The organism is Undibacterium sp. TC4M20W, assembly GCF_049340245.1.
GTDB lineage: Bacteria > Pseudomonadota > Gammaproteobacteria > Burkholderiales > Burkholderiaceae_D > Undibacterium.
Window position 1 is genome coordinate 39,306 of sequence record NZ_JBMPPI010000029.1, and the last position, 22,933, is coordinate 62,238.

Here is a 22,933-nt window from a genome sequence, read left to right on the forward strand (position 1 = left end):
GCTAAACCAGTTTTTCCCAGTCCTCTCTGAGCAAGGCATACATCGCGATATCCCTATGTTTTCCATGAGTGAAAAGAGCACCACGTGCAATCCCCTCTTTCTCGAAGCCGCAATTAATTGCCACTTTTTCTGAAGCGACATTATCAACGTTCATATGAATTTCCAGGCGATTGATAAGCAGCGTGTTGAACAGATAATTTCTGAGCAACTTGACGGCCTCGGTCATGATGCCTTTGCCTCGCAGGTTCTTGACGAACATGCCATAACCGATTTCGCGGGAATTGAAATACGGTACAGTCTTGAAATGAAAAACACGGCCTATCATCTTGCCGTTTTCATCGATGATTAAAAACGTCTCCGACTGCTCTTTGGAACGTGATTCATCGTCAAATTTTTTCTCTGCCGCACCTGGCAATAGCAATTCCTGAGATAAGAAATCACCCTTGGCATCGGGGTGATTCATCATATCCGTCAGCGTCGTGACATCTTCTTTTCTGACGTGGCGAAGGTGAAAACAACTTCCTTTAATCATGCGCATCTCCCTTTACTAAACCATTGCATTTGTTGAGCAATGTAGAAGATGGACAAGGATCAGGGGCAAGAGTTCCTGTCAAATCAGGAAATTAACGCTCAAAAACATGCAAAGGATTACATCTCCAGCAAACGCCTTTGCCGTTCTTTTTCCTCAAAGATGGCGGACTCTATCTCTTCCATGACAGCGCCCAGATCAACTGGACGGGTATCCTGTGCAACGATGCCGGTCAACGCGGTTTCTGGTGTCAGCAAGCCTGCGGTAAACAGCTTCCAGATTTCTTTGCCAAACTTGCTGCCATTGAGCTCAGGTGCAAACTGGCCGAAGTAGGTCGCCAGATTATTCACATCGCGTTCCAGCATGACGCCTGCCTCGGTATTGCTGGCGGCATCTATCGCCTGCGGCAGGTCGATGATGACCGGCCCTTCTTCATCAACAAGGATATTGAATTCAGACAAATCACCATGGATGACACCAGCGCACAACATCAGCACAACCTGATGCAATAACTGGGCGTGGTATTGCCGCGCCAGTTCGGGCGTCAATTCCACATCGTTGAGGCGGGGTGCGGCATTGCCGTCGGCATCTGTCACCAGATCCATTAACAATACGCCTTCATGGCAGATATACGGCCTGGGGACTTTGACACCGGCGGCAGCCAGGCGATACAAGGCATCGACTTCGGCGTTTTGCCAGACTTCTTCCTGCATCTTGCGGCCATAGCGCGTGCCTTTTTCCATGGCGCGGGCCTGGCGGCTGTTCTTGACCTTGCGGCCTTCCTGGTAAGACGCAGCATTTTTAAAACTGCGCTGACTGGCTTCTTTATAGACTTTGGCACAACGAATTTCTTCGCCGCAGCGCACGACATACACGGTGGCTTCCTTGCCACTCATGAGCTGGCGCATGACTTCGTCAATCAAACCTTCTTCCTGCAGGGGCTGCAGTCGTTTTGGTGTTTTCATCCGGTCTGCGTGCTTAGGCTTTGCGTGGCTTGCCGCCAGTTTTTACCAGCTTGACTGGGGCATGACCGCGTGACTTGTTGCGCATGTCATAAATCGTCTTGGCATCCTGCTCTGCCCGCTCTTGTGTACGCATTTCAGGAACATCGTCATGCTTGCTAAAAAACTCGGCGGCCTGGGCACGCATCACATGCTTGATGGCTTCATCATCGCTAAGGTCAAATCTCTCTGTCATTAAAGTCGTGACTTCATCCAGATATTCTTCATAGGTCATCATGCTGGTTTTTCCTGTCTGTCATGAAGTGCGTTTGGAAACTGCGGCTGTGGATGCATTGTATCCATGGCAATCTTTATAACGAATATAGTCTATAAAATGGGCGTACTCTATAGGGCAGCTTGCTGCCTGAAAGATTACGCCGAAAGACCAGTATTGTACACGTGCTACCCGCTGACAACGGTGTTGCGCCTGTTCTCGGCTACAATGCCGCCTTCCCCGAAAAATTCCAGCCTGGATATTATTGTATGAGTATCATCATCCATGAGGCCTTGCGCGCCTATATAGACCCCCTGACCGAGCATGAATTTACAGCTCTGGAACGCAGTATCCTGACTGAAGGCTGCCGTGATGCCCTGGTATGCTGGGGTGATATCCTGATCGACGGTCATAACCGCTACGCAATTTGCCAGCGCCACAACCTGCCCTACAATATTGTTCAAAACGACAACTTCAGCAATATCGAAGACGTGCAATTGTGGATGATAGACAACCATCTGGGTCGTCGCAGCGTCACTGACTTCCAGCGCGGCATGCTGGCCTTGCGTAAAAAGGAAATCGTGCTGGCCCGCATGAAAGCACAGGAAGAACAGGCACCATCAGACAATGCGGAAAACGAAGTCGCTGTCCCGGTCGTCAAACCTACCCAAAGCCGCCAGGAAATCGCCCGCCTCGCAGGCATCAGCAGTAATGCCGTGGTGCAGATAGAGAAGATCCAGAAAGCGGCAGCGCCTGAGCTGGTGCAGGCTGTGCGCGATGGCACCATCTCCATCAGTGCGGCCGCAGCGATTGCCTCCCTACCCAATGAAGATCAGGTCGCCGCCGTTGCTGGTGGCCGCAAGGAATTGCAACAAGCCGCCCGTCAGGTAAGGGAAAAAGTACGCGAGCAAAAAGCTCCTGCCAAGGCGGTTGCCGCTGCTTCCAGTGATACCGCCGCGCCTGCAGCGATCGAAGGCAGGCAAGACAACGCCAGCAGCAATGTTGGAAATGCAGATGAACTCAGCAACCTGCGTCAACAAGTTATGCACTTGCAAACTGAAAACAGTGAATTGCTGAGCCAGATTGCAGCACTGAAAGCCCAACTGGCCGGCTGACCAAACTGAAGAGAGCGGATATGAAAAAACCCCGGCAAAGCCTTTCCAGCCTGTTCCTGAAGCAGGTGCCAGCGGCTGAGCGCGAGCATATCCGCCGTCTCAAAGAAATACAAAAAGTACATGAGGGCCGCCCCTTTCACTTCGATGATGGCAATCTGCGTATCATGTACCTGAACCCCAAGTGCATGCAAAGCGCGATGAAGCTGAATGCGCCGGATGAACTGGTGTGTGCCTACTCACGTACCGTCATGGGCTTGCTCATGTTCCACCCACAGCCTCGCCATATCCTGCTGATAGGCTTGGGCGGTGGCTCACTTGTCAAATATTGCTATCGCCATTTGCCAGACTGCCGCATCACTGTGCTTGAAATCAATGCAGACGTGATCGCCATGCGTGAGCTGTTCATGCTGCCACCGGACGATGAACGCCTGCAAGTCATCCATTGCGATGCAGTGACCCACTTGCAGGACAATACTTATGATGCCGATGTCTTGTTGCTGGATGCCTATGACGAAAATGGCCTGGTAGCGGACTTGAACACGGCAGAATTTTATGCGATCTGCCATGCCAATCTGGTCGCAAATGGCATCATGGTTGCCAATGTCTGGGGCAAACCCAGTGCCCTGACTGGCATGCTGAGCCGCTTGCGCCAGCAGTTTGCGCGCCAGGTCAGCTGGACGCGTTCACCTGACAGCTACAACCTGATTGTGTATGCCATTAAGGGTGCATTGAACCAGGCTGATGAGCATGCGATAAAGACTTTGTCAGACCAGCATCCATCCTTGCAATTTTCTGCATTGCAGGACAAGCTGCTCAGCCTGCCCTTGTCTGCCGATTACGCTGATACAGAAGAAGAACTGGCTGCACTCAAACTAAGCCTGTCAACCATCATGGTGCCAGACGCCAATGTCCCGCAAAACTATGCGGACTGGAAAAAGCAGATAGGCGAATAAGCAAACATCAAGATGTAAGCAAAACAGTTTAAGTACAACTAATGGCTATCCATACTATGAGGATAGCCATGAAAGCCCTGATCTTGCTTAGCTTGTTTGCTTATGCCACCAGCAACGCACAAGCCGCCGAAATCTGCAGTAAATCCAGCCCCGCACATACTGTCGCCCTGCTTGAGCTATACACGTCTGAAGGCTGCGACAGCTGCCCGCCCGCCGACAAAACCATCAGTCGTCTGTATCAAAGCACGGGCTTGAACAGTGAACAAGTCATTCCCGTGTCCCTGCATGTCGATTATTGGGATTACCTGGGTTGGAAAGATGTGTTTGCCAAAAAGACTTATACCGACAGACAAAGGACTTTGGCTGATCTGGCGAATAGCCGCACTGTTTATACGCCAGAAATCTTCATCGCTGGCAAAGAATTGCGTAGCTGGCGCAATGGCATGGCAGATGACATACGCCGTATCAATCAACAAGCTGCCACAGCATCATTGCGTCTGGGCATAGAAAAACTGGCAGATAACAGGCTGTTTTTCACTCTGCAAGGCAATAGCAGGCAAGATGCAAAGCTGCATTTTGCCCTGCTTGAGCAAGGCCTGGTCAGCAAGATACAGGCAGGCGAAAATCGTGGCGCCACTTTACAGCATGACTTTGTCGCCAGGGAATGGGGTGATGCTTACCCACTCAGCGCTGGCAAGGCAGCAAGCTTTGCCGCCCAACTGAGTGTACCCGCCAATGCCAAACGCAAGAGCCTGTCGGTACTGGCGTTTGCCCAGGACAAACAAGGCAATATCCTGCAGGCGCTTAGCCTGCCGCTCTGTGATGCTCTGCAGCAATAACACCGCTCACGCCAGTTTTTTGATGGCTGGCGACAAAATTCACAGACCTGGTCTTATTTTTTAAGCAAGCAAGGCATAAATGGCTTAGACTTTCTGCACTTTCCTGCCAGTCGCCAAAGGAGCCATCGCCGTGAATATCATCGTCGCCTTGCTGCACCATATCGCCGCCTTTACTTTGGTCAGCACTTTGCTGGCAGAACTTGTACTGGTGCGCCAGCCGCTTACCGTATCATCGGCCAGAAGCCTGCGCTTTATCGACGGCATCTATGGCATGAGCGCCATGCTCATCATCGTGCTGGGAGTCTTGCGCGTGATGTACTTTGAAAAAGGCCAGGATTACTATCTGCATAGTCATGCCTTCATGCTCAAGATGACTGCCTTTATCGTTGTTGGGCTGTTATCCATCTACCCTACCGTGGTATTCCTGCGCTGGGGCAAGGCGATCAAGCAAAACCAGTTGCCGGTATTTCCTGATGCACAGGCCAACACCATACAGACCATATTGAAACTGGAACTGGCTGGCATCATCTTCATTCTTGTTGGTGCGGTACTCATGGCCAAGGGTTACAGTATGTAAAACGGCATGATTTTGATGAACACAGGCGACAAGAAAAGTTGTGCAAATGCCTGATTTCTGGCAATCTTTCCACATCATATAGTGCTGCCATCGCACATGGCGGCATAACTATCCGGGACATTGCCATGTATGACGAAAACGACTTTACCGCCGTATCCAAGTTCCTGAAGCTGGGCATTAAAATCTCGTTCAGGAACCCCATGGGACAAAACCCGTCCTTTCAATCGGCCTTCCCCACACCCAAGGGGGCGACAGTCACTCTGGATGAAAAAAGCCTCTATGATGTAGAGCGCAAACTGCGAGCCCTGATAGGCAGCGATGTGCTGGTCAAGACCAAGCTGGCACCATTTACTTATCTGGGGACGAATTTCCGTGGTTTGCTGTACTGTACCAAGGGGTCCAATGAATACATAGTGCAGGAGACGCACGACCTGTTTGGCACGGAATCCAAGCGCATCGTACGTACTGCTGAACATTTCATACAACTCTTGAGCTGACGCCTGCCATGCCATGATGGCGCTGTCCAGGGCTGTTGATACTGCATTTTAATCAATCCAGCACTATTCTCTCTGGCTTTTCGTCAATCACCGACGAAAGCCGCCATTCGCCGAAAGGAGCGCGACAAGTGACTTTGCTTTGCGTATCTTGATCTTACGGAACAAAAACACAGAAGTTTTTGATAATAAGAAAGGTCAAGATATGTCTGCAAATTCTGAAACCCAGCGTCACAGCAAAGGCAATTTGTTTTTCGGCCTTACCCTGATAGTCGCAGGTAGCGTCTTTTTGATGGATCGCCTGGATGTAATACAGGCGCTTGATTACTGGTTCTTGCTGCCCGCCATGATCGCCATAGGCGGCCTGGTTGATATCATCAGTCCTGGCAAGCCTGAGCATATTGCCAAAGGCTGTTTCAGCCTGGTCTTTGCACTGTGGCTATATGTCTCGATAGAACACCTGTGGGGCTGGAGCTTTCGCACCAGTTGGCCTTTGCTGTTGATTGCCTTTGGAATACAGCATCTGGTTGGTGGTTTGCTGGCGGCCAGGGACACGCAAAAATAAATATCTACCTTATCTACAACGAATACTCACCAATACCGGATAATTAAAATGAAAAACAATAACCCTCAAGGCCGCATCCTGATCGGGGGCATGCTCCTGATTTTTGGCGCGCTGGCCCTGCTAGACAATCTGAACCTGTTCAACGTACGAGAAGTCTTTCACTTCTGGCCCATGGTCTTCATCTTCGTCGGTGCCTTGAAAATTTCAAAAAGCGACACTACGGCAGGCTACATCATAGGCTGCGGCTTTGTTGGCCTAGGCGCTTTGTTGATCCTGCATCATATGGGTATCATTTATTTCCGCATGCGTGACTGGTGGCCGGTATTCATGATTTTTGCCGGCCTCATGGTGATCTTCAAGGGCAAGATAGGCGATCAGGAAAAACTGATCAACAATGGCACGAACCAAGATGCAATCTGCAATATCGTCGCTGTCATGAGTGGCAACAAGTTGCAAAACAGCTCGCAGGAGTTTCGCGGTGGTGAAATCAATTGCATCATGGGTGGGGTGGAACTGGATTTGCGTGCTGCGTCAATGCAGTCAGAAGCAACCCTGAATGTATTTGCCATGTGGGGCGGCATCGTCCTGAAGATACCAAATGACTGGACCGTGGTTTCGCATGGCTCGCCCATACTCGGTGGCTTTGATGACAAGACCGTGCCACCGATGTTGAATGCGAAGAAGCTTTACATCAAGGGTTATGCCGTCATGGGTGGCGTTGAAATCATCAACTAAAGATAGAGATCCATGCACCCTATTCTGTCAGACCGCCGCCGTTTCCTGGTCTATCTCATTGCCTGGATGATGACAGGGGTGCTGATCGCCAGGCTGCTGGTGGCGGCTGATCTGGCAAACTGGTCATTTGCCCTGTTATTCTCTTTACCTTTGGCCTTGTTTGGCAGCTTCCTGACTTCTTCAGCCTATTTTGTTTGTCGCTCAATACCCTTCAACCGTCGCAGCTTCAGCCTGGCTGCATTGGTGTTTGCCGGTGCAGCCCTGATTTCTGGCCTTAGCTGGCTGGGGCTGTGTTATGGCTGGAACCGGGTATTGGTACTGGCATCCGATGATGTGGAGGTGCTACACCTGAGCAGTCATTTGCTGGTACTGTTTTTTATCACAGGCTTTGCGGTTTACCTGCTGGCCCTGCTGGCCTTTGATGTATATATCGCCTTCGACAATATACGTGAGGCAGAAAGACGGGAAGCGGCCTCACGGCTGTTGGCAAGAGATGCTGAACTACAGGTCTTGCGCTCGCAAATTGACCCGCACTTCCTGTTCAACAGCCTCAATTCCATCAGCGCCCTGACAGCGATTGATGCTACTGCTGCACGGACGATGACGATAGCCCTTGCTGACTTTTTCAGGCAAACCCTGGCGATTGCCGAAAAAGAAAAAATCAGCCTCAAGGATGAATTACGTCTGTGTGAAAATTTTTTAGCAGTAGAAAAAATCCGTTTTGGCAAAAAGCTGGATACAGAGTTTGAAGTTACGGAAGAAGCAGAAAACGCCCTGATCCCGCCTATGATATTGCAACCCTTGCTGGAAAATGCCATCAAGCATGGCATACGTAATTTGCCCAAGGGCGGCCTGATCAAGGTGACGATATTCCAGCGCGAAGGCTGGCTGCATATTGCGGTAGAAAATCCCGTCAGCGCTGAGCCCGGCAACAGTACGGGCAATGGCCTCGGCCTGGTCAACCTGCGTCAGCGTTTTTTTGCCTTGTATGGCGAACAGGCGCGAGTCAGCTGGCAGCGCGGAGATGAAAAGTTTACGCTGGAAATGGCTTTACCTTTTGAACCCAATAATCAAACCCAATAATCAAAATAAGCATGAGCAAGTATGAATAAGCGCTTACAAGTCCTGATCGTCGATGACGAAGAACTGGCCCGCAGATTATCACTGGAATATTTGCGCGCTCATCCTGACCTCGACGTCATAGGTGAATGCGAAACCGGGCTGGAAGCTGTCGATGCCATCAACAAACTCAATCCCGACCTAGTCTTGCTGGACATACAGATGCCGCAATTGTCAGGGCTGGAAGTGCTGGAACTGACAGGTAGGCGCAGCGGCGTGATCTTCACGACGGCCTATGATCAATATGCGCTGAAAGCCTTTGACCTGCATGCGGTTGACTATCTCCTCAAACCCTATTCCCAACAGCGTTTTGACGAAGCACTGGGCAAGGCACGCAAGCTGCTCATACAGGAAACCTCAGCCAACTCACCTACCTCGCCTAACTCATCAAGCACGCAAGCCTTGGAAACAATGCTGGCCCAGCAAAGCGAGAAACTGCAACGTCTGCTGATACGTGACCGTGGGCAGGTACATGTCGTGCCACTGGAAAGCATAGATTATGTCGAAGCCCAGGACGACTATATCCTTATCCATGCGGCAGGCAAATCGTATATGAAAACCCAGAGCCTGTCTGAACTTGAAAGCCAGCTTGATGCTGGCAAATTTGTACGGGTACACCGCTCTTTCCTGGTACAGATCACTGCAGTACAGTCAATGGAAAAAACCAGCAAGGACAGCCAGGTTGCTGTCCTGAAAAGCGGTACCCAGGTACCTGTCAGCCGGGCAGGCAATGAACGCTTACGTGCCTTGCTGAGTTAGTTTCTGGGAGCTTGTTTTGAGAGTTTAGTTTTGAAAGCTGAGTTTTGAGAACTTAGTTAATTGCCTTCAATACCAGGGCAAGTTCCGTCCTGGTTTCCTGCATCAGGGCCTCAATATTGTCTTTATCAATATTCAGTAATTTAAAGCTGGCTGGTACAGTGTTCCAGTCCAGCGTGTCTATGCTTTCATTGACGAAATGCGCATCCAGAAAATCTGCCACTGCCACGACGTCGATCAAACCAACTTTGTGGGTAGGGCCAGGCTGGTGGTCACGGTGATCCATGACAGCGACACGGATATCGTCAGAAATTTCCCAGTCTTCCAGTATCGCGCTGCCTATACTGGCATGCCAGTGGTCGATCAAATCCCATAGTACCTGCTCAGATTTGAACAATTCCTGGTAATGGTTAGCCCGGTTCAGGATATAGAACTTGCCTATATCATGCAGCAGGCCGGCCAGCATGGCCTTGTCAGCGCTGAGGCGGGTATATGTCCTGGCTATGACCATGGCGAGAGCTGCCACCCGCAGGCTGCGCCGCCAGAGACCATCCATCTGGGCAGACAGGCTGCCATTGTATTTATTTTCCGCCAGTTGCTTCATGCCTATGGAAATGGCGAGATTGCGTACCGCAGAAAATCCGAGCAAATTGGTGGCAGCACGCAAGTCACCGATCTTGCGCCCCTGGGCATTAAAACTGGCTGAATTACTCAGGTGCAGCACCTTGGCCGACAAGACAGGCTCAGTGCCTATGATGCGCGCCACCATGTCGGTGGAGATGTCGGCCTGGCTCAGCGCCTTCCTGATCTTCATGGTTGCGCCCAAAGACGTGGGGAATACCAGTTTTTTGGCAGACAATTCCGCAGTAAAGGCTTCAAGGAAAGCGAATTCAGTGTTTTTTTGGTCTGTCATGATAGCAATAAGAATGCTGACGATTTTTTATTGTACCTTGTGAAACCTGTTTATGCAGGTTTGGCAAAGTCTGCTTACATGAATTATCAATTGCACTTACTGGCCTCTATCCATTTCACAGGCTTTGGCTACCTTTTAATCCCGTATTCACGCATTTCGTCGCAAAGCCGGTGCATGTCAGATGGCGAAGGCGTAATCTGTATTCATCGCAGCAAGATATTGAAAAAACAGAAAACAAAGGGAAATGACATGAAATCTGCTCAAACCGAACAATTATTTACACTGATGCGCCAGGCTGCCCATGAGTTTTTTTACCTGTGCCGCAAAGCCTTTTTGGCGATGATGGCCCTGCCACTGCCACATTTGCTGGTGATCTGCATGGTGATCGCTGTTGCCCTGATGATATTGCCACTGGCCCTGAGTATCTTTATCGCTTTCATGATATTCAAACTCATCGTCATCTTGCTGGCGATTAACATCAACAAGAACCAGAAGCAGGCCAGGCAATTGAATCAGGAGCAGTAACAGCAGGGCCGTCCCCATGACAGGAAACGCTGCATGGGGGCGGGATTTACAAGGACGTTGCCGCCCTGGCTGCCTGCTCGTACAAACCTGACAATACCCTGAGGAAGCGTGCAAGCTCACTTAGTTCAAAACTCTCGGTACCATCACCCGTCAGTGCCGAGACCAGTACCTGCTCACGGATTTCAGAATAACGACGGCAGATATCACGGCCTGCTTCATTGGTCGAATACAGGATTTCCTTGCCGCGCTTTTCTGTTTGCACCAGCTTCAGCGCTTGCAGTTTTTTCAATGAATAATTGACGATGTGGGTATCTTCGATATTCAGGATGAAGGCGATGTCGGCCAGTTTTTTCTCTCGCGCCCGGTGGTTGATGTGATGCAGCACCAATACATCGGTGATGGTCATGTCTTTCATGCCCACCGCTGCCATGCACCTGACCGCCCAGCGGTTGAAGGCATTGCTGGCAATGATCATTCCAAACTCAAATTCACTCAATTCTGCACTCCTGCCCTCAGCCAGATGGGAAGAGGAGACGATAGGTACCCTTGGCGTGGCAGTAGATGCAGCCGGACTAGGGGTGGCTTTTTTGACAGGTTTGGTTGTGGACATAATGATTCTTTAAAGATAAATTGAATAAAAACTGGCGTAATTCATAGCCTGATTTTATCTTCTTTGAGAAAAAAGTCAGTCTTTTCGCGTTGATTTATCAATAAAAAATCGATGTTTTATGTTTTTATCCACAGCCTTGATACTTCGTCTGCCATATTCACTTTAGCTACGCAGCACTTTGCTATTGCTGGACATGCGCAATGCCGGTCTGGCATGTACCGGTATATCCACCCGTGCTGGTGCCGCCTGCATTGCTTTTTCCAGCTTGAACACAGCCACCGTCTCCACCAGTAATTCAGCTTCATCCTGCATGCTCCGGGCTGCCGCAGCCGCCTGCTCGACCAGGGCCGCATTTTGCTGAGTCATCTGGTCCATCATGCTGATAGCCTGGTTGACCTGGACTATGCCGGTATTCTGTTCGCGGCTGGCCGCGCTGATTTCGCTGATGATCTCAGCCACATGCTGGACTGAGCTGACAATATCGCGCATGGTCAGGCTGGCTTCATTGACGAGCTTGCCACCAGCATCGACCTGCCCGACTGAATCGGCAATCAGGGTCTTGATCTCTTTTGCCGCACTGGCCGATCTTTGCGACAGGTTGCGCACTTCGGCCGCCACCACCGCAAAGCCACGCCCGTTTTCACCAGCACGTGCGGCTTCCACCGCTGCATTCAATGCCAGGATATTGGTTTGAAAAGCAATGCCGTCAATGACACCGATGATATCGACTATCTTATTCGAGCTGGCCTTGATCGCGCCCATGGTCAGCTCTACCTGATCAATGACCTTGCCGCCTTTGCCTGCATGCTGGTAAGCCTTGCCCGCCAGGTCATGTGCCTGGGCGGCGTTCTCTGCATTCTGCCCGACAGTCGCTGTCAGTTGTTCCATCGACGCCGCAGTTTCTTCCAGACCAGATGCCTGCTGCTCAGTACGGTTGGATAAATCCATATTGCCATTGGCAATTTCACGTGAGGCAAGGCCGATATTTTCTGAACTCTTCCTGACCTGGCCTACAGTGTTAATCAGACTCTGGCTCATCTGGTTCAACGATGTCAGCAATTGACCTGTTTCATCATTACTCCTGACTTCTATATCTGCCCGCAAATCACCGCTCGCTACCGACTCGGCAAGCAGGATAGCCGCCTTCAGAGAAGCCGTAATCGCCCTGGTCGTCAAGATGGCAATCGACACTGCCACGAGACCCGCGAAAGCCAGCAAGATGATCATCAACACTTGTGCCGCGCCGGATATAGAAGCAGCATCGCTGCCGCTACGTTCCATCTGGCTGGTTTGCAATGTCACCAGTTGATCAAGTGCGGCAAAATACTGGTCCTGCAAAGGAGCGATCTCTGGCAAGACCAGATCCTTGGCTTGCTCCACCTCATTCTCCACCACCAGCTTGAGGAATTTGTCGAGAACTGGCTGGTAGCGCTGCTTCGCTGCCAGCACGGCCTGCAGTAGCTTTTTCTCTTCTGCCGAGCTGGCCAGTTTGCCAAACTGTGCAAGATCAAGCTCTATCTGTTTGCCTGATTTATCGATGGCTGCCTGTTCAGGTTTTCTTTCATCGAGAGTCGATAGCAGCAAGAGATTGCGCATGCTGCGGGCGATGTGGTCGAGATCAGCCTTGATGCGGTTGACTGTCGCCGTCTTGGGATAGACTTCCTTGACGACCAGATTCACACCTTGGTTGACCCGCCCCAGTTGCGTGTATCCCGTCACCGTCAGCGCCAGCATGAGCAAGATAACAAATGCAAAACCCAGGCCCAGCTTATGGCCTATGTTCCAGTTCCTGATGTACTTGTTCAACATGGCTAACCCCTGATTCAAAAACCTGCTAAATTTGCGGACGAGTCAGGCCAGCGGCAAGTGCAAGCACTTGCCGCCGATCTGCTTACTGCCATTTATATGCTGTCAGACGCCCAGGTAGGCTTTCTTGACGTCGTCATTGTTGAGCAGCTCTTGTCCCGTACCCTGCATGACGATACGACCTGTCTGTATGACATAACCGTGATGCGCAATTGCCAGCGCCTTGTGCAGGTTTTGCTCAACCAGCAGTATCGACATACCCTGCTGATTGATCAGCTGTATGGTGTCGAGCACCTTGGTGACAAACTTGGGGGCGATACCCCAGGATGGCTCGTCCAGCAAGAGCATCTTGGGCTTGGCCATCAGGCCACGGGCTATCGCCAGCATCTGCTGCTCACCACCACTCATGGTGCCAGCGAGTTGGTAACGCCTTTCCTTGAGGATGGGGAAGAGCGTGTACATGGTATCTATGGATTCAGCCACTTCATCATCATCACGGCGGGTATAGGCACCGAGTTGCAGATTTCTTTCTACCGTCAGGCGGGCAAAGATGCGCCGCCCTTCCGGCACCAGCGACAAGCCCAGCCCTACCCGTTTGCTGGCCGGGATTTTTTCCAGCGGCTTGCCGTCGAATACGATCTGACCATCGTCTGCCGCATTCAGGCCAGCAATCGCCCGTAAAGTAGTGGTCTTGCCATTGCCATTACCGCCGACCAGGGCAACGATCTTGCCCTTCTCTACATCGATATCAACTTTGGACAGGGCTAGCACGCCGTCATAACTGACTCTCAGATTTCTTACTTGCAGCATCATTCATCTCCCAGGTAAGCAGCGATCACTTTGGGATCGTTAGATACTTGTTCAGGACTGCCTTCGGCTATTTTCTTGCCATAATCGAGCACCACTATCGCATCAGCAATCGGCATGATGCCTTCCAGCACGTGTTCAACAATGAGACAGGAAATACCTTCTTCACGGATTTTCAAGACTACATCTACCGTCTCTTTGACTTCTGTCGGGTTCAGGCCCGCCATGACTTCATCCATCAGCAACAGGCGTGGCCTGACCGCCAGTGCACGTGCCACCGCCAGGCGGCGCTGCTCACTGATGGTCATGCTGCCTGCAGGCTTGTCCTTGAACTGCCCAAGGTTGACGAAGTTCAGCAACTTGGTGGCACTTTGTCTGGCATCGCCCACATTCTTGTTGATCAGGAAGGCACCGACCATGACGTTTTCCAGCGCTGTCATGCTGGTAAAAGTACGTGCCACCTGAAAGGTTCGGCCTATGCCGGCACGCGCACATTGCTCGGGGCTCATGCCGGATACCTTGATATCATTCATCCAGATTTCACCAGTCGTTGGCGGTGCATAGCCGGCGATGCAATTGAACATCGTGGTCTTGCCTGCACCGTTCGGGCCTATCAGGCCGACGATCTTGCCTGCGCCCACTTCAAATGAGACATCCTGGTTGGCGGTAATGCCGCCGAAGCGTTTGCTGACGCTCTCTACTCGCAACAAGCTCATGCTGCCTCCCTTTTTGCCTCTTGTACGTCTTGTTCTTTTTGTGCCTTGACTGCTTTTCTGCGTGCAAAAAATTGCTTGATCCAGCCCAGTACACCGGTCGGGTAATACACAGCAATCACCACGATCAATGCGGCATAGATGACCAGATCAGTACCACGGCCAGAACCACCAAACAGGGCACGCGTGCCTTCTTCAATGAAGGTCAACACACCTGCACCTATGACCGGCCCCAGCAAAGTACCCACCCCGCCAAGAATAGATACCAGTGCCATCTTGATCGACAGGCCTGTGTGCAGGACTGAGCCCGGGTCTATATACAATTCCTTCTGCGCATACAGGCTGCCACCAATCGCCGTAAAAAAACTACTGACGGCAAAAGCGATTTGTTTGTAGCGACTGAGGTTGATACCCAGGCTACGTGCTGCATCTGGCTCATCCTTGATGGCGCGGAAGTAATAGCCCAGATAGCTGTGCTCTATCCAGTAATTCACCGCCAGTGTTACCAGCAAGAGACCAAGGGCAATGTAGTAATACGGCGCCTTGTCGGTAAATATCATGCTGCCCCAGCCTTGCTGGTCCATGGGTATGGTCAGGCCAACGGCGGCACCGGCGTATTCCCAGTTCGTAAAAATGATCTGGATGATTTCAGCCACCGCAATGGTCGCCATGCCAAAGTAATGGCCGTTGAGACGAAAGCATGACCAGCCTATGATGAGACTGATTGCTGCTGCCAGTATGCCACCACAGATCATGGCCACCCAGGCGTTCAGGCCAAACTGCGTCAACAACAGCGTTGAGGTGTAAGCACCCAGTCCGTAAAAAGCCACATGCCCCAGCGAGACCTGGCCGGCATAACCACCGACGATATTCCACGCTACGCCCAGTTGTGCTGCCATCAAAATCAAGATCGCCAGATTTTGATGCGATGGGTCTTTGACCACAACGGGCACCAGCAATGCGGCAATCACGCATAGAGCCAGCAGTATGTATTTCACTGAGGAATTGCCATGTGAATCTGGCGCCAGCAACTCTTGCGCCGAGATCACGGTTTTGTCTTGTATGTTCATTTTTTACCTTCTCTTCTACGCTATTGCTTGCCCATCAAACCTTGCGGACGGAACATCAGCACCGCCAGGAACAAGGCCAGTACCAGTGCCAGCTTGTATTGCGGCCCGATAAGAAAACCGCCCATGACTTCAATGACACCAACGATGATCCCGGCAAACAAGGCACCAATCACGCTACCAAAACCACCCAGGTTCACAACCACAAAAGCAATCAGGATGAAATTCGCGCCCACTTCCGGGAAGATGGGAAAGAAGGTGGACAGCAAAGCACCCGCCACACCAGCACAGGCTGCACCTATGCCCCAGGCCATGGCAAACATTTTTTGTGAATCTATACCCATCAGTTGTGCGGCTTCCTTGTCTGCCGCAGTCGCTTCCAGCGCAGCACCGGCGCGGGTTTTGGTCAGGAACAGGTAAATCCCCATGGTCACCAGGATGGCTCCCACACCGGCGGTCACTTGCGGCATGCCCACCTGTATGCCGAATACCTGTACAGCACCGGATACAACAGAATGATCCACAGTCCTGAAATCTGGTTTCCAGAAAAACTGTGCCAGACCACGGAACAGCATCATCAAACCGAAGGTCGTAAAAATCTGCGACAACATAGGTGCATTAGTGATCTTTTTGATGATGAGCTTGTACAACATCGTGCCAAGCGCAAACAGGAACAATGCCGTTAAAGGCAGGGTAAATATGGGGTCCAATGCAAACAGCGAGTACATCCAGAAACTGGAATACATGCCGAACATCAGAAACTCACCATGGGAAAAGTTGACGACATCCATGACGCCAAATATCAGCGTCAAACCTATCGCCACCAGCGCATAGATCAAACCGATCAGGATCCCTGACGCCAGGGTTTGAATAATAATTTCAAGAGACATATTTCTCCTCGCACTTCCTCTTATGTATAGCTATGTAAAACCGACGTCAGGTATTCGTCAGACAATTTACTGAGTATCTTTTTGCTCACCCAGCCAAGGGCCGGACGAGCATTCTTCATGTTTTACGAGCTTTATTATTTGCGTTGATCCCACTTAGGCATAGGCCAGACCACATCTTTAGTCGCCAGGTCAAAAGGCCATACCGTGTTGTATTTACCGTCGATGATCTGTACCAGGATGCCGGAACCCAAAACGTTTTGGCCATGTTCATCAAACTTCACGCCCTTCCACGGCATGATCAGTTTGTTGGCAGGGATATTGGTTTCTGTCAGTGCCTTGCGGATGGCTTCTGGTTCGGTAGAACCGGCGCGGTTGATGGCATCGACCAGTGTCATCAGACCAGTAAATGTACGGGAAGAATTGCCGGTAAAGTCAGCCTTGTATTTGCTGTTATACAAATCATTGACTTGCTTGATCAGCGGATTATTTTTTGCCAGATCAGGCGACCAGACTTCACGGGTGATGACGTAGTCAGCATCCTTGCCCAGCGTGCGGCGGAATTCTGTATCAGTAAAACCAGCATTGTTTGCCAAAATCATGTCAGGTGAAAAACCAAGCTCCTTATAGGTTTTCATGGACATGATGGCGTCACCCAGATAAGAAGACTGCATGACGACTTGCGGGCTGGCTGATTTCAATTGCTGCACTTCAGAAGTCAACTGCGTGCTCTTGGCTGGATAGACGATGGTCTTGACCAGGTTGTAGCCTTTTTCTGCCGCCAGCTTGGTTTCCAGCTTGGTGGTTTCATTACCCCACAAGGTGTTTTCATTGAAGGTAGCCAGTTGCTTGACCTTGATGCCTTTCTTGGCTTCCAGCTCTTTGAAGAAATCAAAGAAATTATGGACGAACAGATCATCATGGGCCGTCGTGCGGAAGAACCATTTGAAACCACGCTGGGTCAAGGTAGAAGAAGATGATTCAGGATTCACATAGGGGATTTTGTATTTCTCAGCCACCTGGCTGGAAGTGGCAGTCACATTACTGAAGTAGGCACCTACCACAGCAACCACTTTTTCCTGAGTGATCAGTCTCTCGGTTTCTGTTGCACCGATTTGTGGATTGCCCTGATGGTCAGCAAACACCAGTTTGATTTTTGCGCCCTTCAAATTAGGCAAGCCACCGCCAGCAGAGAACGGCAGGTTGGGCACACTTTTAGCACCGTTATTAACGATGTCGGCAGCCAGTTCCAGCGCGTTTTTCATTTCACTGCCAGACGATGCTGCAGCACCGGACAATGGATAGATAACGCCTATCTTGATTTCTTGCTGCGCATAGGCAGAATAGCAAAAACTCAGACCCAGGCTGACCAGAAGACCGGCGCGGGCAATTTTTTTGATGGTATTTGTAAACATTATTAAACGCTCCAATTTAATTAAATGTAGGACTCTTGTGACCAACCTGATGAGAGCCATCTCTTATGCTGCTACTTCTGCCTTCGTCTGGACATGCTGTATTTGCCAGTCAAAGATTTACTTCATCGACCTTTCAGTCGTGTATTTCAATAAAATCGATACTTCTTCACTGCTTGCGGTTTTCAACCATTCCCTGACAAACTGTTCCCCCAGCCTGTCGAGGTTATTTCTTAATAGTGCATCTACCCGGTCTATCTTGACCTTGTTATTGCGTAGCTGGTTTTCATACCCGGCGTCACTGTCGCGGCTCATATTCCAGCCACGCTTTTCTGCGGCCTGGGCTGCCTCCATCATTTTCTTTTGCGTTTCAGCATCCAGTCTGGAAAAAACTTTCTGGCTGATGAAGACAATATTTTTTGGTATCCATGCATTCGCCTGGTAGTAGTACCCCATCTTGCTCCAGGCCTTGGTTTCCACCCCGGTCCAGCTCGAGGTGATCATCACATCCAGTTTATCGCTGGCGATTGCTTTTTCCAGGTCTATCACCTGCACTGGCACTGCCGTTGCCATCGCCAGTTCGGCAATACGTTCACTGGCCGGGTTGTAACTGCGCATGCGCATACCCTTGAAATCTGCCAGTGAACTCAATGGCTTTTTCGAATACAGATTCTGCGGTGGCCACGGTACTGAATACAGTAACTTCAAACCACGCTTGACCAGTGCTTTTTCTACTTCGTGCTTTGAAGCCATCCACAGATTACGTGCATCTTCATAACCTCGGACAGTGAATGGCAGGGAATCAAGACCAAACACCGGTATCTCTTTCGCCAGGCTGGACATAATGACTTCACCAGCCTCAGCCTTTTCATTCACCACACCAGGAAATATCTCAGCCGGCTTCAATAAACTACCCGCAGGGAACACCGTCATCTTCACCTGACCATTGCTGGCAACTGCTACTTCCTTGGCAAACTGTTGCAAATTCATCGTCTGGAAATTATCTGCAGCATAGGCAGTAGCGATGCGTATATCCACTGTCTCAGCCTGCGCGTTGGCTGTCATGATCGCGGCCACCAGCATATAAATACCGACAAATCTCTTGCGAGAAGGAGCAGATATGCAGGAAAAACTCAGCTTGTTGCGAATTGAATCTGACATCATTTGCTCCCTCACTGTTTTATATCGTAAACGTTTTATCGATAAATCGTCAATAAAATATCTTACATTTAATCTCAATAACTACTACAATATCATCAAAGGAAAAATCTACAAGATGTTTATAAAGTTTTTTTCCTTGCTGTTATTAAGATGAAAACCAGTAAGAAAAAGAACTGCACCACGCTGTAGCGGCGATGCACAAGAACAGTGAACTTTTTTGCTTTTTTAATATTAGGTATCCATTACTTCTGATATTTCCGGGCATAAAATGCAAACAATTATTTGTCTGATTTTTGACACAAAGTTTGCAGGCACGGATAGAAATGGCTACAGACCGGGATAAGACTTTGCCGAAGAAACGGCAACATCTCTTTATGAAAGGTGGTTGCAAAATGAACGAACAGAAACAGGCACACAATGACTTCGTTGAAGATCAACGCTGGCAATTCTGGATAGATAGAGGTGGTACGTTTACTGATATCGTGGCGCGCCGCCCGGATGGCAAATTACTGACCCATAAACTGCTGTCAGAAAATCCTGAACAATATAAAGATGCTGCCGTTGCAGGCATACAAGGCCTGCTGGGTTTGACTGCAGATCAGAATATCTCGCCTGAGCTGGTGTCAGCAGTGAAGATGGGTACCACCGTTGCCACCAATGCCCTGCTCGAACGCAAAGGTGACCCGACTGCGCTCATGATCACCAAAGGTTTTCGCGATGCTCTGCGCATTGCGTATCAAAACCGCCCCCGCCTGTTTGACCGCCACATCGTCCTGCCAGAACTCTTGTATGAAAAAGTCGTGGAAGTTGATGAACGCATAGATGCGCACGGCAATGTCTTGCAAGCCCTGGATGAGGCAGCAGTCAAAAAAGAACTCGCTGCTTTATATAAAGACGGTTACCGCGCACTAGCCATCGTGCTCATGCATGGCTATCGACATACCCAGCATGAAGACATCATAGGCAAACTGGCTGCTGAAGCGGGCTTCACGCAAATTTCGATTTCGAATCAGGTCAGCCCGATGATGAAGCTGATCTCGCGCGGTGATACGACCGTAGTGGATGCTTATTTGTCCCCTATCCTGCGCCGCTATGTCGATCAGGTTGCCAGCAAGATGGATGGCGTGCGCCTGTTCTTCATGCAAAGTAATGGCGGCCTGACAGATGCACATCGCTTCCAGGGCAAAGACTCCATCTTGTCTGGCCCGGCAGGCGGCATCGTCGGCATGGTACGCACTGCCCAGACTGCAGGCTTTGACAAGATCATCGGCTTTGACATGGGTGGAACATCGACTGACGTGTCGCATTACGCAGGTGAGTTTGAGCGTGAGTTTGAAACTCAGGTCGCCGGTGTCCGGATGCGGGCGCCAATGATGAGCATACATACGGTTGCTGCCGGTGGTGGTTCCATCCTGCATTTTGACGGTACCCGTTATCGCGTGGGCCCGGACAGTGCGGGTGCGAATCCCGGTCCTACCAGCTACCGGCGCGGTGGTCAATTGGCGGTGACTGATTGCAATGTCATGCTCGGTAAAATCCAGCCAACTTACTTCCCTAAAGTGTTTGGCCCCAAAGCAGACATGTCACTGGATCGCGATGCTGTCGTCGAAAAATTCACCGCCATGGCAGCGGAGATAGAAAAAGCCACGGGCATACGTAAATCGCCGGAAGAAGTGGCTGAAGGTTTTATTGAAATTGCCGTTGGCAATATGGCCAATGCCATTAAATTTATCTCGGTGCAGCGCGGCCATGATGTAACTGACTATACCCTGACCACCTTTGGTGGCGCAGGCGGCCAGCATGCCTGCCTGGTGGCGGATGCACTGGGCATGACCCGAGTGTTCGCCCACCCATTCTCGGGTGTTTTGTCTGCTTACGGCATGGGCCTGGCTGACCAGACTGCCATGCGCGAACTGGCAATGGAATTGCCACTCGCACCCACCTCAATACCCGCGCTGGAAAAAGAACTGGCGCGCTTGTCCGACGCTGCCAGCAATGATTTGCTGAGCCAGGGCGTAGTGGCGGAAAACCTCAGCGTCAAGCAACGTGTGCACTTGCGCTATGAAGGTACCGACTCTGTCATCGTGGTGGCCATGCAGGATATTGCCAGCATGATTGAGCAGTTTGAATCTTCCTACAAAAAACGTTACTCCTTCCTGATGTCCAATAAGCAGCTCGTCATCGAAGCGATTTCTGTCGAAGCCATAGGTAGCTCTGGTGAAGGCCATGAAAGCGTCGAATACCTGCCACCACGAGAAAACAATCAGGCCTTGCAACCAGTGGAAATCGTCCAGTTGTTCTCAGGTGGACAATGGCATGACACGGGCTTGTATGATCGTGACGATATGCGCCCCGGTGACAAGATCAAGGGCCCTGCCATCATTGCAGAAAAAAATGCCACCAACATCATAGAACCTGGCTGGGGTGCAGAAGTCACGGCACTAGATCACCTGGTATTCACCCGCCTGGAAGCACGCCCCAAACGCCAGGCCATAGGCACCAAGGCTGACCCGGTGATGCTGGAAGTGTTCAACAACCTGTTCATGAGCATCGCCGAGCAAATGGGCTTGCGCCTGCAAAACACCGCCTTCTCGGTCAATATCAAGGAGCGCCTGGATTTCTCTTGCGCCCTGTTTGATGCAGAAGGTAACCTGATTGCGAATGCGCCGCACATCCCTGTGCATCTTGGTTCCATGGGTGACAGCATCAAGACCATCATTCGCGCCAATGCAGGCAGCATGCAGCCGGGTGATGTGTATATGCTCAATGATCCCTACAACGGCGGTACCCACCTGCCTGACGTGACCGTCATCACACCTGCCTTTAATGCAGAAGGCACCGAAGTTTTGTTCTACGTAGGTTCACGCGGCCATCATGCTGACATAGGTGGCATCACACCTGGCTCCATGCCGGCAGACAGCACGGTAGTCGAAGAAGAAGGTGTATTGATCAATAATTTCAAACTGGTCAGCGCGGGCAAGTTGCTGGAAAAAGAAACCATCGCCCTGCTCTCTTCCGGCAAATACCCTTGCCGCAATATCCATCAAAATCTGGCTGACTTCCAGGCGCAGATCGCCGCCAACCAGAAAGGTGTCGATGAATTACTTAAGATGGTGCAGCACTATGGGCTGGACGTCGTACAAGCCTATATGGGCCATGTACAGGACAATGCAGAAGAGGCTGTAAGACGTGTCATCACCGCATTACAAGACAGCAGCTATGAATACAAACTCGACAATGGTGCCATCATCAAGGTTGCGATTCGCGTTGATCATGCATCACGTTCTGCCGAAGTGGATTTCACCGGCACTTCACCGCAACTGAATAATAATTTCAATGCACCGAGTGCGATTTGCATGGCTGCGGTTTTATATGTGTTCAGGACCCTAATTGACGACGACATCCCGCTCAATGCCGGTTGTTTGAAACCGCTGAAAGTCATCATCCCTGAAGGCTCGATGCTCAATCCGCGTTACCCGGCGGCGGTAGTGTCCGGCAATGTGGAAACCTCAAGTTGCATCACCAATGCACTGTATGGCGCGCTGGGCGTTGTCGCATCTTCACCTGGCACCATGAATAACTTCACCTTTGGTAATGATGATTATCAATACTATGAAACCATCTCTGGTGGTTCTGGTGCAGGTGAAGGTTTCAATGGTACTGACGTAGTGCAAACCCACATGACAAATTCACGCCTGACTGATCCAGAGATACTGGAATGGCGTTATCCGGTCAGGCTGGAGAGCTATGAAATCAAGCCAGATTCTGGCGGTGCAGGCCGCTGGCATGGTGGTAATGGCGGCGTGCGCAAGATACGCTTCCTGGAAAACATGACGGCCTCTATCCTGTCGAATAACCGCGTGTATGCGCCTTTTGGTGCGGCTGGTGGTGCAGCAGGTGCCTGCGGTAAGAACTATGTCATCAGGAATGACGGCAGCATGGAAGAATTAGGGTTTGTCGCCAGTACCGAAATGCAGGCAGGAGAAATCTTTATTATCGAGACTCCGGGTGGTGGTGGTTACGGTAAAGCGTGATACTGTCCATCATCATGCTGACTCAAGAGTAAGAGAAGACTAAAAAGGCCAGGTACTTGTCGTCACTGGCCTTTTTTTATAATAATTTGTACTAGTTTTCT

At 50.7% G+C, this 22,933-nt stretch carries 23 protein-coding genes; 11 read left to right on the top strand and 12 right to left on the bottom strand.

The genetic code is table 11. The features are described from left to right. Position 1: 1 nt before the first annotated feature. The 3 genes from ACO0LL_RS24825 to ACO0LL_RS24835 all read right to left on the bottom strand — a co-directional run bounded on the left by ACO0LL_RS24825 (position 2) and on the right by ACO0LL_RS24835 (position 1,765). Positions 2–538 (bottom strand): GNAT family N-acetyltransferase, encoded by a 537-nt coding sequence (locus ACO0LL_RS24825; protein ID WP_422953489.1) that lies wholly within the window; start codon positions 536–538, stop codon positions 2–4. A 110-nt stretch (positions 539–648) separates the two neighbouring features. Then, positions 649–1,494: a PA4780 family RIO1-like protein kinase gene (locus ACO0LL_RS24830; protein ID WP_422953490.1), complete on the bottom strand. Its 846-nt coding sequence runs from the start codon at positions 1,492–1,494 to the stop codon at positions 649–651. Between the two features lie 13 nt (positions 1,495–1,507). Beyond that, positions 1,508–1,765, bottom strand: a complete 258-nt coding sequence (locus tag ACO0LL_RS24835) for a hypothetical protein (RefSeq protein WP_422953521.1) — start codon at positions 1,763–1,765, stop codon at positions 1,508–1,510. A gap of 248 nt (positions 1,766–2,013) precedes the next feature. Here ACO0LL_RS24835 and ACO0LL_RS24840 point away from each other — a divergent pair, with 248 nt between their 5' ends. The 9 genes from ACO0LL_RS24840 (at position 2,014) to ACO0LL_RS24880 (ending at position 8,900) form a co-directional block, all read left to right on the top strand. Further along, positions 2,014–2,859 (top strand): hypothetical protein, encoded by an 846-nt coding sequence (locus ACO0LL_RS24840; protein ID WP_422953491.1) that lies wholly within the window; start codon positions 2,014–2,016, stop codon positions 2,857–2,859. Positions 2,860–2,879: 20 nt separating this feature from the next. Further along, positions 2,880–3,812, top strand: a complete 933-nt coding sequence (locus ACO0LL_RS24845; protein ID WP_422953492.1) for a fused MFS/spermidine synthase — start codon at positions 2,880–2,882, stop codon at positions 3,810–3,812. Positions 3,813–3,880: 68 nt separating this feature from the next. Continuing rightward, positions 3,881–4,651, top strand: a complete 771-nt coding sequence (locus ACO0LL_RS24850) for a DUF1223 domain-containing protein (protein ID WP_422953493.1) — start codon at positions 3,881–3,883, stop codon at positions 4,649–4,651. Between the two features lie 130 nt (positions 4,652–4,781). After that, a complete protein-coding gene (locus tag ACO0LL_RS24855) occupies positions 4,782–5,228 on the top strand; it encodes a DUF2214 family protein (RefSeq protein WP_422953494.1) in 447 nt (148 codons plus the stop codon). A 125-nt stretch (positions 5,229–5,353) separates the two neighbouring features. Further along, the gene (locus ACO0LL_RS24860) at positions 5,354–5,725 is read left to right on the top strand and encodes a hypothetical protein (RefSeq protein ID WP_422953495.1); all 372 of its coding nucleotides are present in this window, start codon (positions 5,354–5,356) and stop codon (positions 5,723–5,725) included. Positions 5,726–5,927: 202 nt separating this feature from the next. Further along, positions 5,928–6,287 (top strand): LiaI-LiaF-like domain-containing protein, encoded by a 360-nt coding sequence (locus ACO0LL_RS24865; protein ID WP_422953496.1) that lies wholly within the window; start codon positions 5,928–5,930, stop codon positions 6,285–6,287. A gap of 48 nt (positions 6,288–6,335) precedes the next feature. Further along, positions 6,336–7,022, top strand: coding sequence for a LiaI-LiaF-like domain-containing protein (locus tag ACO0LL_RS24870; protein WP_422953497.1), 687 nt, complete (start codon positions 6,336–6,338; stop codon positions 7,020–7,022). A 12-nt stretch (positions 7,023–7,034) separates the two neighbouring features. Continuing rightward, positions 7,035–8,105 (top strand): sensor histidine kinase, encoded by a 1,071-nt coding sequence (locus tag ACO0LL_RS24875; protein ID WP_422953498.1) that lies wholly within the window; start codon positions 7,035–7,037, stop codon positions 8,103–8,105. A 21-nt stretch (positions 8,106–8,126) separates the two neighbouring features. Next, positions 8,127–8,900, top strand: coding sequence for a LytR/AlgR family response regulator transcription factor (locus tag ACO0LL_RS24880; protein ID WP_422953499.1), 774 nt, complete (start codon positions 8,127–8,129; stop codon positions 8,898–8,900). Positions 8,901–8,952: 52 nt separating this feature from the next. Here ACO0LL_RS24880 and ACO0LL_RS24885 read toward each other — a convergent pair whose 3' ends face one another. Continuing rightward, positions 8,953–9,810: an HDOD domain-containing protein gene (locus tag ACO0LL_RS24885; RefSeq protein WP_422953500.1), complete on the bottom strand. Its 858-nt coding sequence runs from the start codon at positions 9,808–9,810 to the stop codon at positions 8,953–8,955. Positions 9,811–10,059: 249 nt separating this feature from the next. Here ACO0LL_RS24885 and ACO0LL_RS24890 point away from each other — a divergent pair, with 249 nt between their 5' ends. Beyond that, positions 10,060–10,335, top strand: a complete 276-nt coding sequence (locus tag ACO0LL_RS24890; RefSeq protein ID WP_422953501.1) for a hypothetical protein — start codon at positions 10,060–10,062, stop codon at positions 10,333–10,335. Between the two features lie 46 nt (positions 10,336–10,381). Here ACO0LL_RS24890 and ACO0LL_RS24895 read toward each other — a convergent pair whose 3' ends face one another. The 8 genes from ACO0LL_RS24895 to ACO0LL_RS24930 form a co-directional block, all read right to left on the bottom strand. Further along, positions 10,382–10,945, bottom strand: coding sequence for a winged helix DNA-binding protein (locus ACO0LL_RS24895; protein ID WP_422953502.1), 564 nt, complete (start codon positions 10,943–10,945; stop codon positions 10,382–10,384). A gap of 162 nt (positions 10,946–11,107) precedes the next feature. Next, positions 11,108–12,754, bottom strand: coding sequence for a methyl-accepting chemotaxis protein (locus ACO0LL_RS24900; RefSeq protein WP_422953503.1), 1,647 nt, complete (start codon positions 12,752–12,754; stop codon positions 11,108–11,110). A 102-nt stretch (positions 12,755–12,856) separates the two neighbouring features. Further along, complete coding sequence (locus tag ACO0LL_RS24905; protein WP_422953504.1) at positions 12,857–13,561, bottom strand: ABC transporter ATP-binding protein; 705 nt, start codon at positions 13,559–13,561, stop codon at positions 12,857–12,859. Continuing rightward, entirely contained in the window at positions 13,561–14,274 is a 714-nt protein-coding gene (locus tag ACO0LL_RS24910) for an ABC transporter ATP-binding protein (RefSeq protein ID WP_422953505.1), read from the bottom strand. The genes ACO0LL_RS24905 and ACO0LL_RS24910 overlap by 1 nt, the downstream gene beginning before the upstream one ends. Next, positions 14,271–15,341 (bottom strand): branched-chain amino acid ABC transporter permease, encoded by a 1,071-nt coding sequence (locus tag ACO0LL_RS24915; protein WP_422953506.1) that lies wholly within the window; start codon positions 15,339–15,341, stop codon positions 14,271–14,273. The genes ACO0LL_RS24910 and ACO0LL_RS24915 overlap by 4 nt, the downstream gene beginning before the upstream one ends. Before the next feature lie 20 nt (positions 15,342–15,361). Beyond that, positions 15,362–16,228 (bottom strand): branched-chain amino acid ABC transporter permease, encoded by an 867-nt coding sequence (locus tag ACO0LL_RS24920; protein WP_422953507.1) that lies wholly within the window; start codon positions 16,226–16,228, stop codon positions 15,362–15,364. A gap of 134 nt (positions 16,229–16,362) precedes the next feature. After that, complete coding sequence (locus tag ACO0LL_RS24925) at positions 16,363–17,640, bottom strand: ABC transporter substrate-binding protein (protein WP_422953508.1); 1,278 nt, start codon at positions 17,638–17,640, stop codon at positions 16,363–16,365. Between the two features lie 117 nt (positions 17,641–17,757). Continuing rightward, positions 17,758–18,798, bottom strand: coding sequence for a TRAP transporter substrate-binding protein (locus tag ACO0LL_RS24930; protein WP_422953509.1), 1,041 nt, complete (start codon positions 18,796–18,798; stop codon positions 17,758–17,760). Positions 18,799–19,190: 392 nt separating this feature from the next. On the opposite strand from ACO0LL_RS24930, the gene ACO0LL_RS24935 reads away from it, so the two are divergent. Beyond that, a complete protein-coding gene (locus ACO0LL_RS24935; protein WP_422953510.1) occupies positions 19,191–22,832 on the top strand; it encodes a hydantoinase B/oxoprolinase family protein in 3,642 nt (1,213 codons plus the stop codon). The last annotated feature ends 101 nt before the right edge of the window (positions 22,833–22,933 follow it).

Excerpts from the sequence above, each read along its gene's own strand:
- ACO0LL_RS24865 (WP_422953496.1), top strand. The coding sequence starts at position 5,928 with ATGTCTGCAAATTCTGAAACCCAGCGTCACAGCAAAGGCAATTTGTTT.
- ACO0LL_RS24900 (WP_422953503.1), bottom strand. The coding sequence starts at position 12,754 with ATGTTGAACAAGTACATCAGGAACTGGAACATAGGCCATAAGCTGGGC.
- ACO0LL_RS24890 (WP_422953501.1), top strand. The coding sequence starts at position 10,060 with ATGAAATCTGCTCAAACCGAACAATTATTTACACTGATGCGCCAGGCT.
- ACO0LL_RS24935 (WP_422953510.1), top strand. The coding sequence starts at position 19,191 with ATGAACGAACAGAAACAGGCACACAATGACTTCGTTGAAGATCAACGC.
- ACO0LL_RS24825 (WP_422953489.1), bottom strand. The coding sequence starts at position 538 with ATGCGCATGATTAAAGGAAGTTGTTTTCACCTTCGCCACGTCAGAAAA.
- ACO0LL_RS24860 (WP_422953495.1), top strand. The coding sequence starts at position 5,354 with ATGTATGACGAAAACGACTTTACCGCCGTATCCAAGTTCCTGAAGCTG.
- ACO0LL_RS24885 (WP_422953500.1), bottom strand. The coding sequence starts at position 9,810 with ATGACAGACCAAAAAAACACTGAATTCGCTTTCCTTGAAGCCTTTACT.
- ACO0LL_RS24895 (WP_422953502.1), bottom strand. The coding sequence starts at position 10,945 with ATGTCCACAACCAAACCTGTCAAAAAAGCCACCCCTAGTCCGGCTGCA.
- ACO0LL_RS24835 (WP_422953521.1), bottom strand. The coding sequence starts at position 1,765 with ATGACCTATGAAGAATATCTGGATGAAGTCACGACTTTAATGACAGAG.
- ACO0LL_RS24845 (WP_422953492.1), top strand. The coding sequence starts at position 2,880 with ATGAAAAAACCCCGGCAAAGCCTTTCCAGCCTGTTCCTGAAGCAGGTG.
- ACO0LL_RS24930 (WP_422953509.1), bottom strand. The coding sequence starts at position 18,798 with ATGTCAGATTCAATTCGCAACAAGCTGAGTTTTTCCTGCATATCTGCT.
- ACO0LL_RS24880 (WP_422953499.1), top strand. The coding sequence starts at position 8,127 with ATGAATAAGCGCTTACAAGTCCTGATCGTCGATGACGAAGAACTGGCC.
- ACO0LL_RS24830 (WP_422953490.1), bottom strand. The coding sequence starts at position 1,494 with ATGAAAACACCAAAACGACTGCAGCCCCTGCAGGAAGAAGGTTTGATT.
- ACO0LL_RS24840 (WP_422953491.1), top strand. The coding sequence starts at position 2,014 with ATGAGTATCATCATCCATGAGGCCTTGCGCGCCTATATAGACCCCCTG.
- ACO0LL_RS24850 (WP_422953493.1), top strand. The coding sequence starts at position 3,881 with ATGAAAGCCCTGATCTTGCTTAGCTTGTTTGCTTATGCCACCAGCAAC.
- ACO0LL_RS24910 (WP_422953505.1), bottom strand. The coding sequence starts at position 14,274 with ATGAGCTTGTTGCGAGTAGAGAGCGTCAGCAAACGCTTCGGCGGCATT.
- ACO0LL_RS24920 (WP_422953507.1), bottom strand. The coding sequence starts at position 16,228 with ATGTCTCTTGAAATTATTATTCAAACCCTGGCGTCAGGGATCCTGATC.
- ACO0LL_RS24915 (WP_422953506.1), bottom strand. The coding sequence starts at position 15,341 with ATGAACATACAAGACAAAACCGTGATCTCGGCGCAAGAGTTGCTGGCG.
- ACO0LL_RS24905 (WP_422953504.1), bottom strand. The coding sequence starts at position 13,561 with ATGCTGCAAGTAAGAAATCTGAGAGTCAGTTATGACGGCGTGCTAGCC.
- ACO0LL_RS24925 (WP_422953508.1), bottom strand. The coding sequence starts at position 17,640 with ATGTTTACAAATACCATCAAAAAAATTGCCCGCGCCGGTCTTCTGGTC.
- ACO0LL_RS24875 (WP_422953498.1), top strand. The coding sequence starts at position 7,035 with ATGCACCCTATTCTGTCAGACCGCCGCCGTTTCCTGGTCTATCTCATT.
- ACO0LL_RS24870 (WP_422953497.1), top strand. The coding sequence starts at position 6,336 with ATGAAAAACAATAACCCTCAAGGCCGCATCCTGATCGGGGGCATGCTC.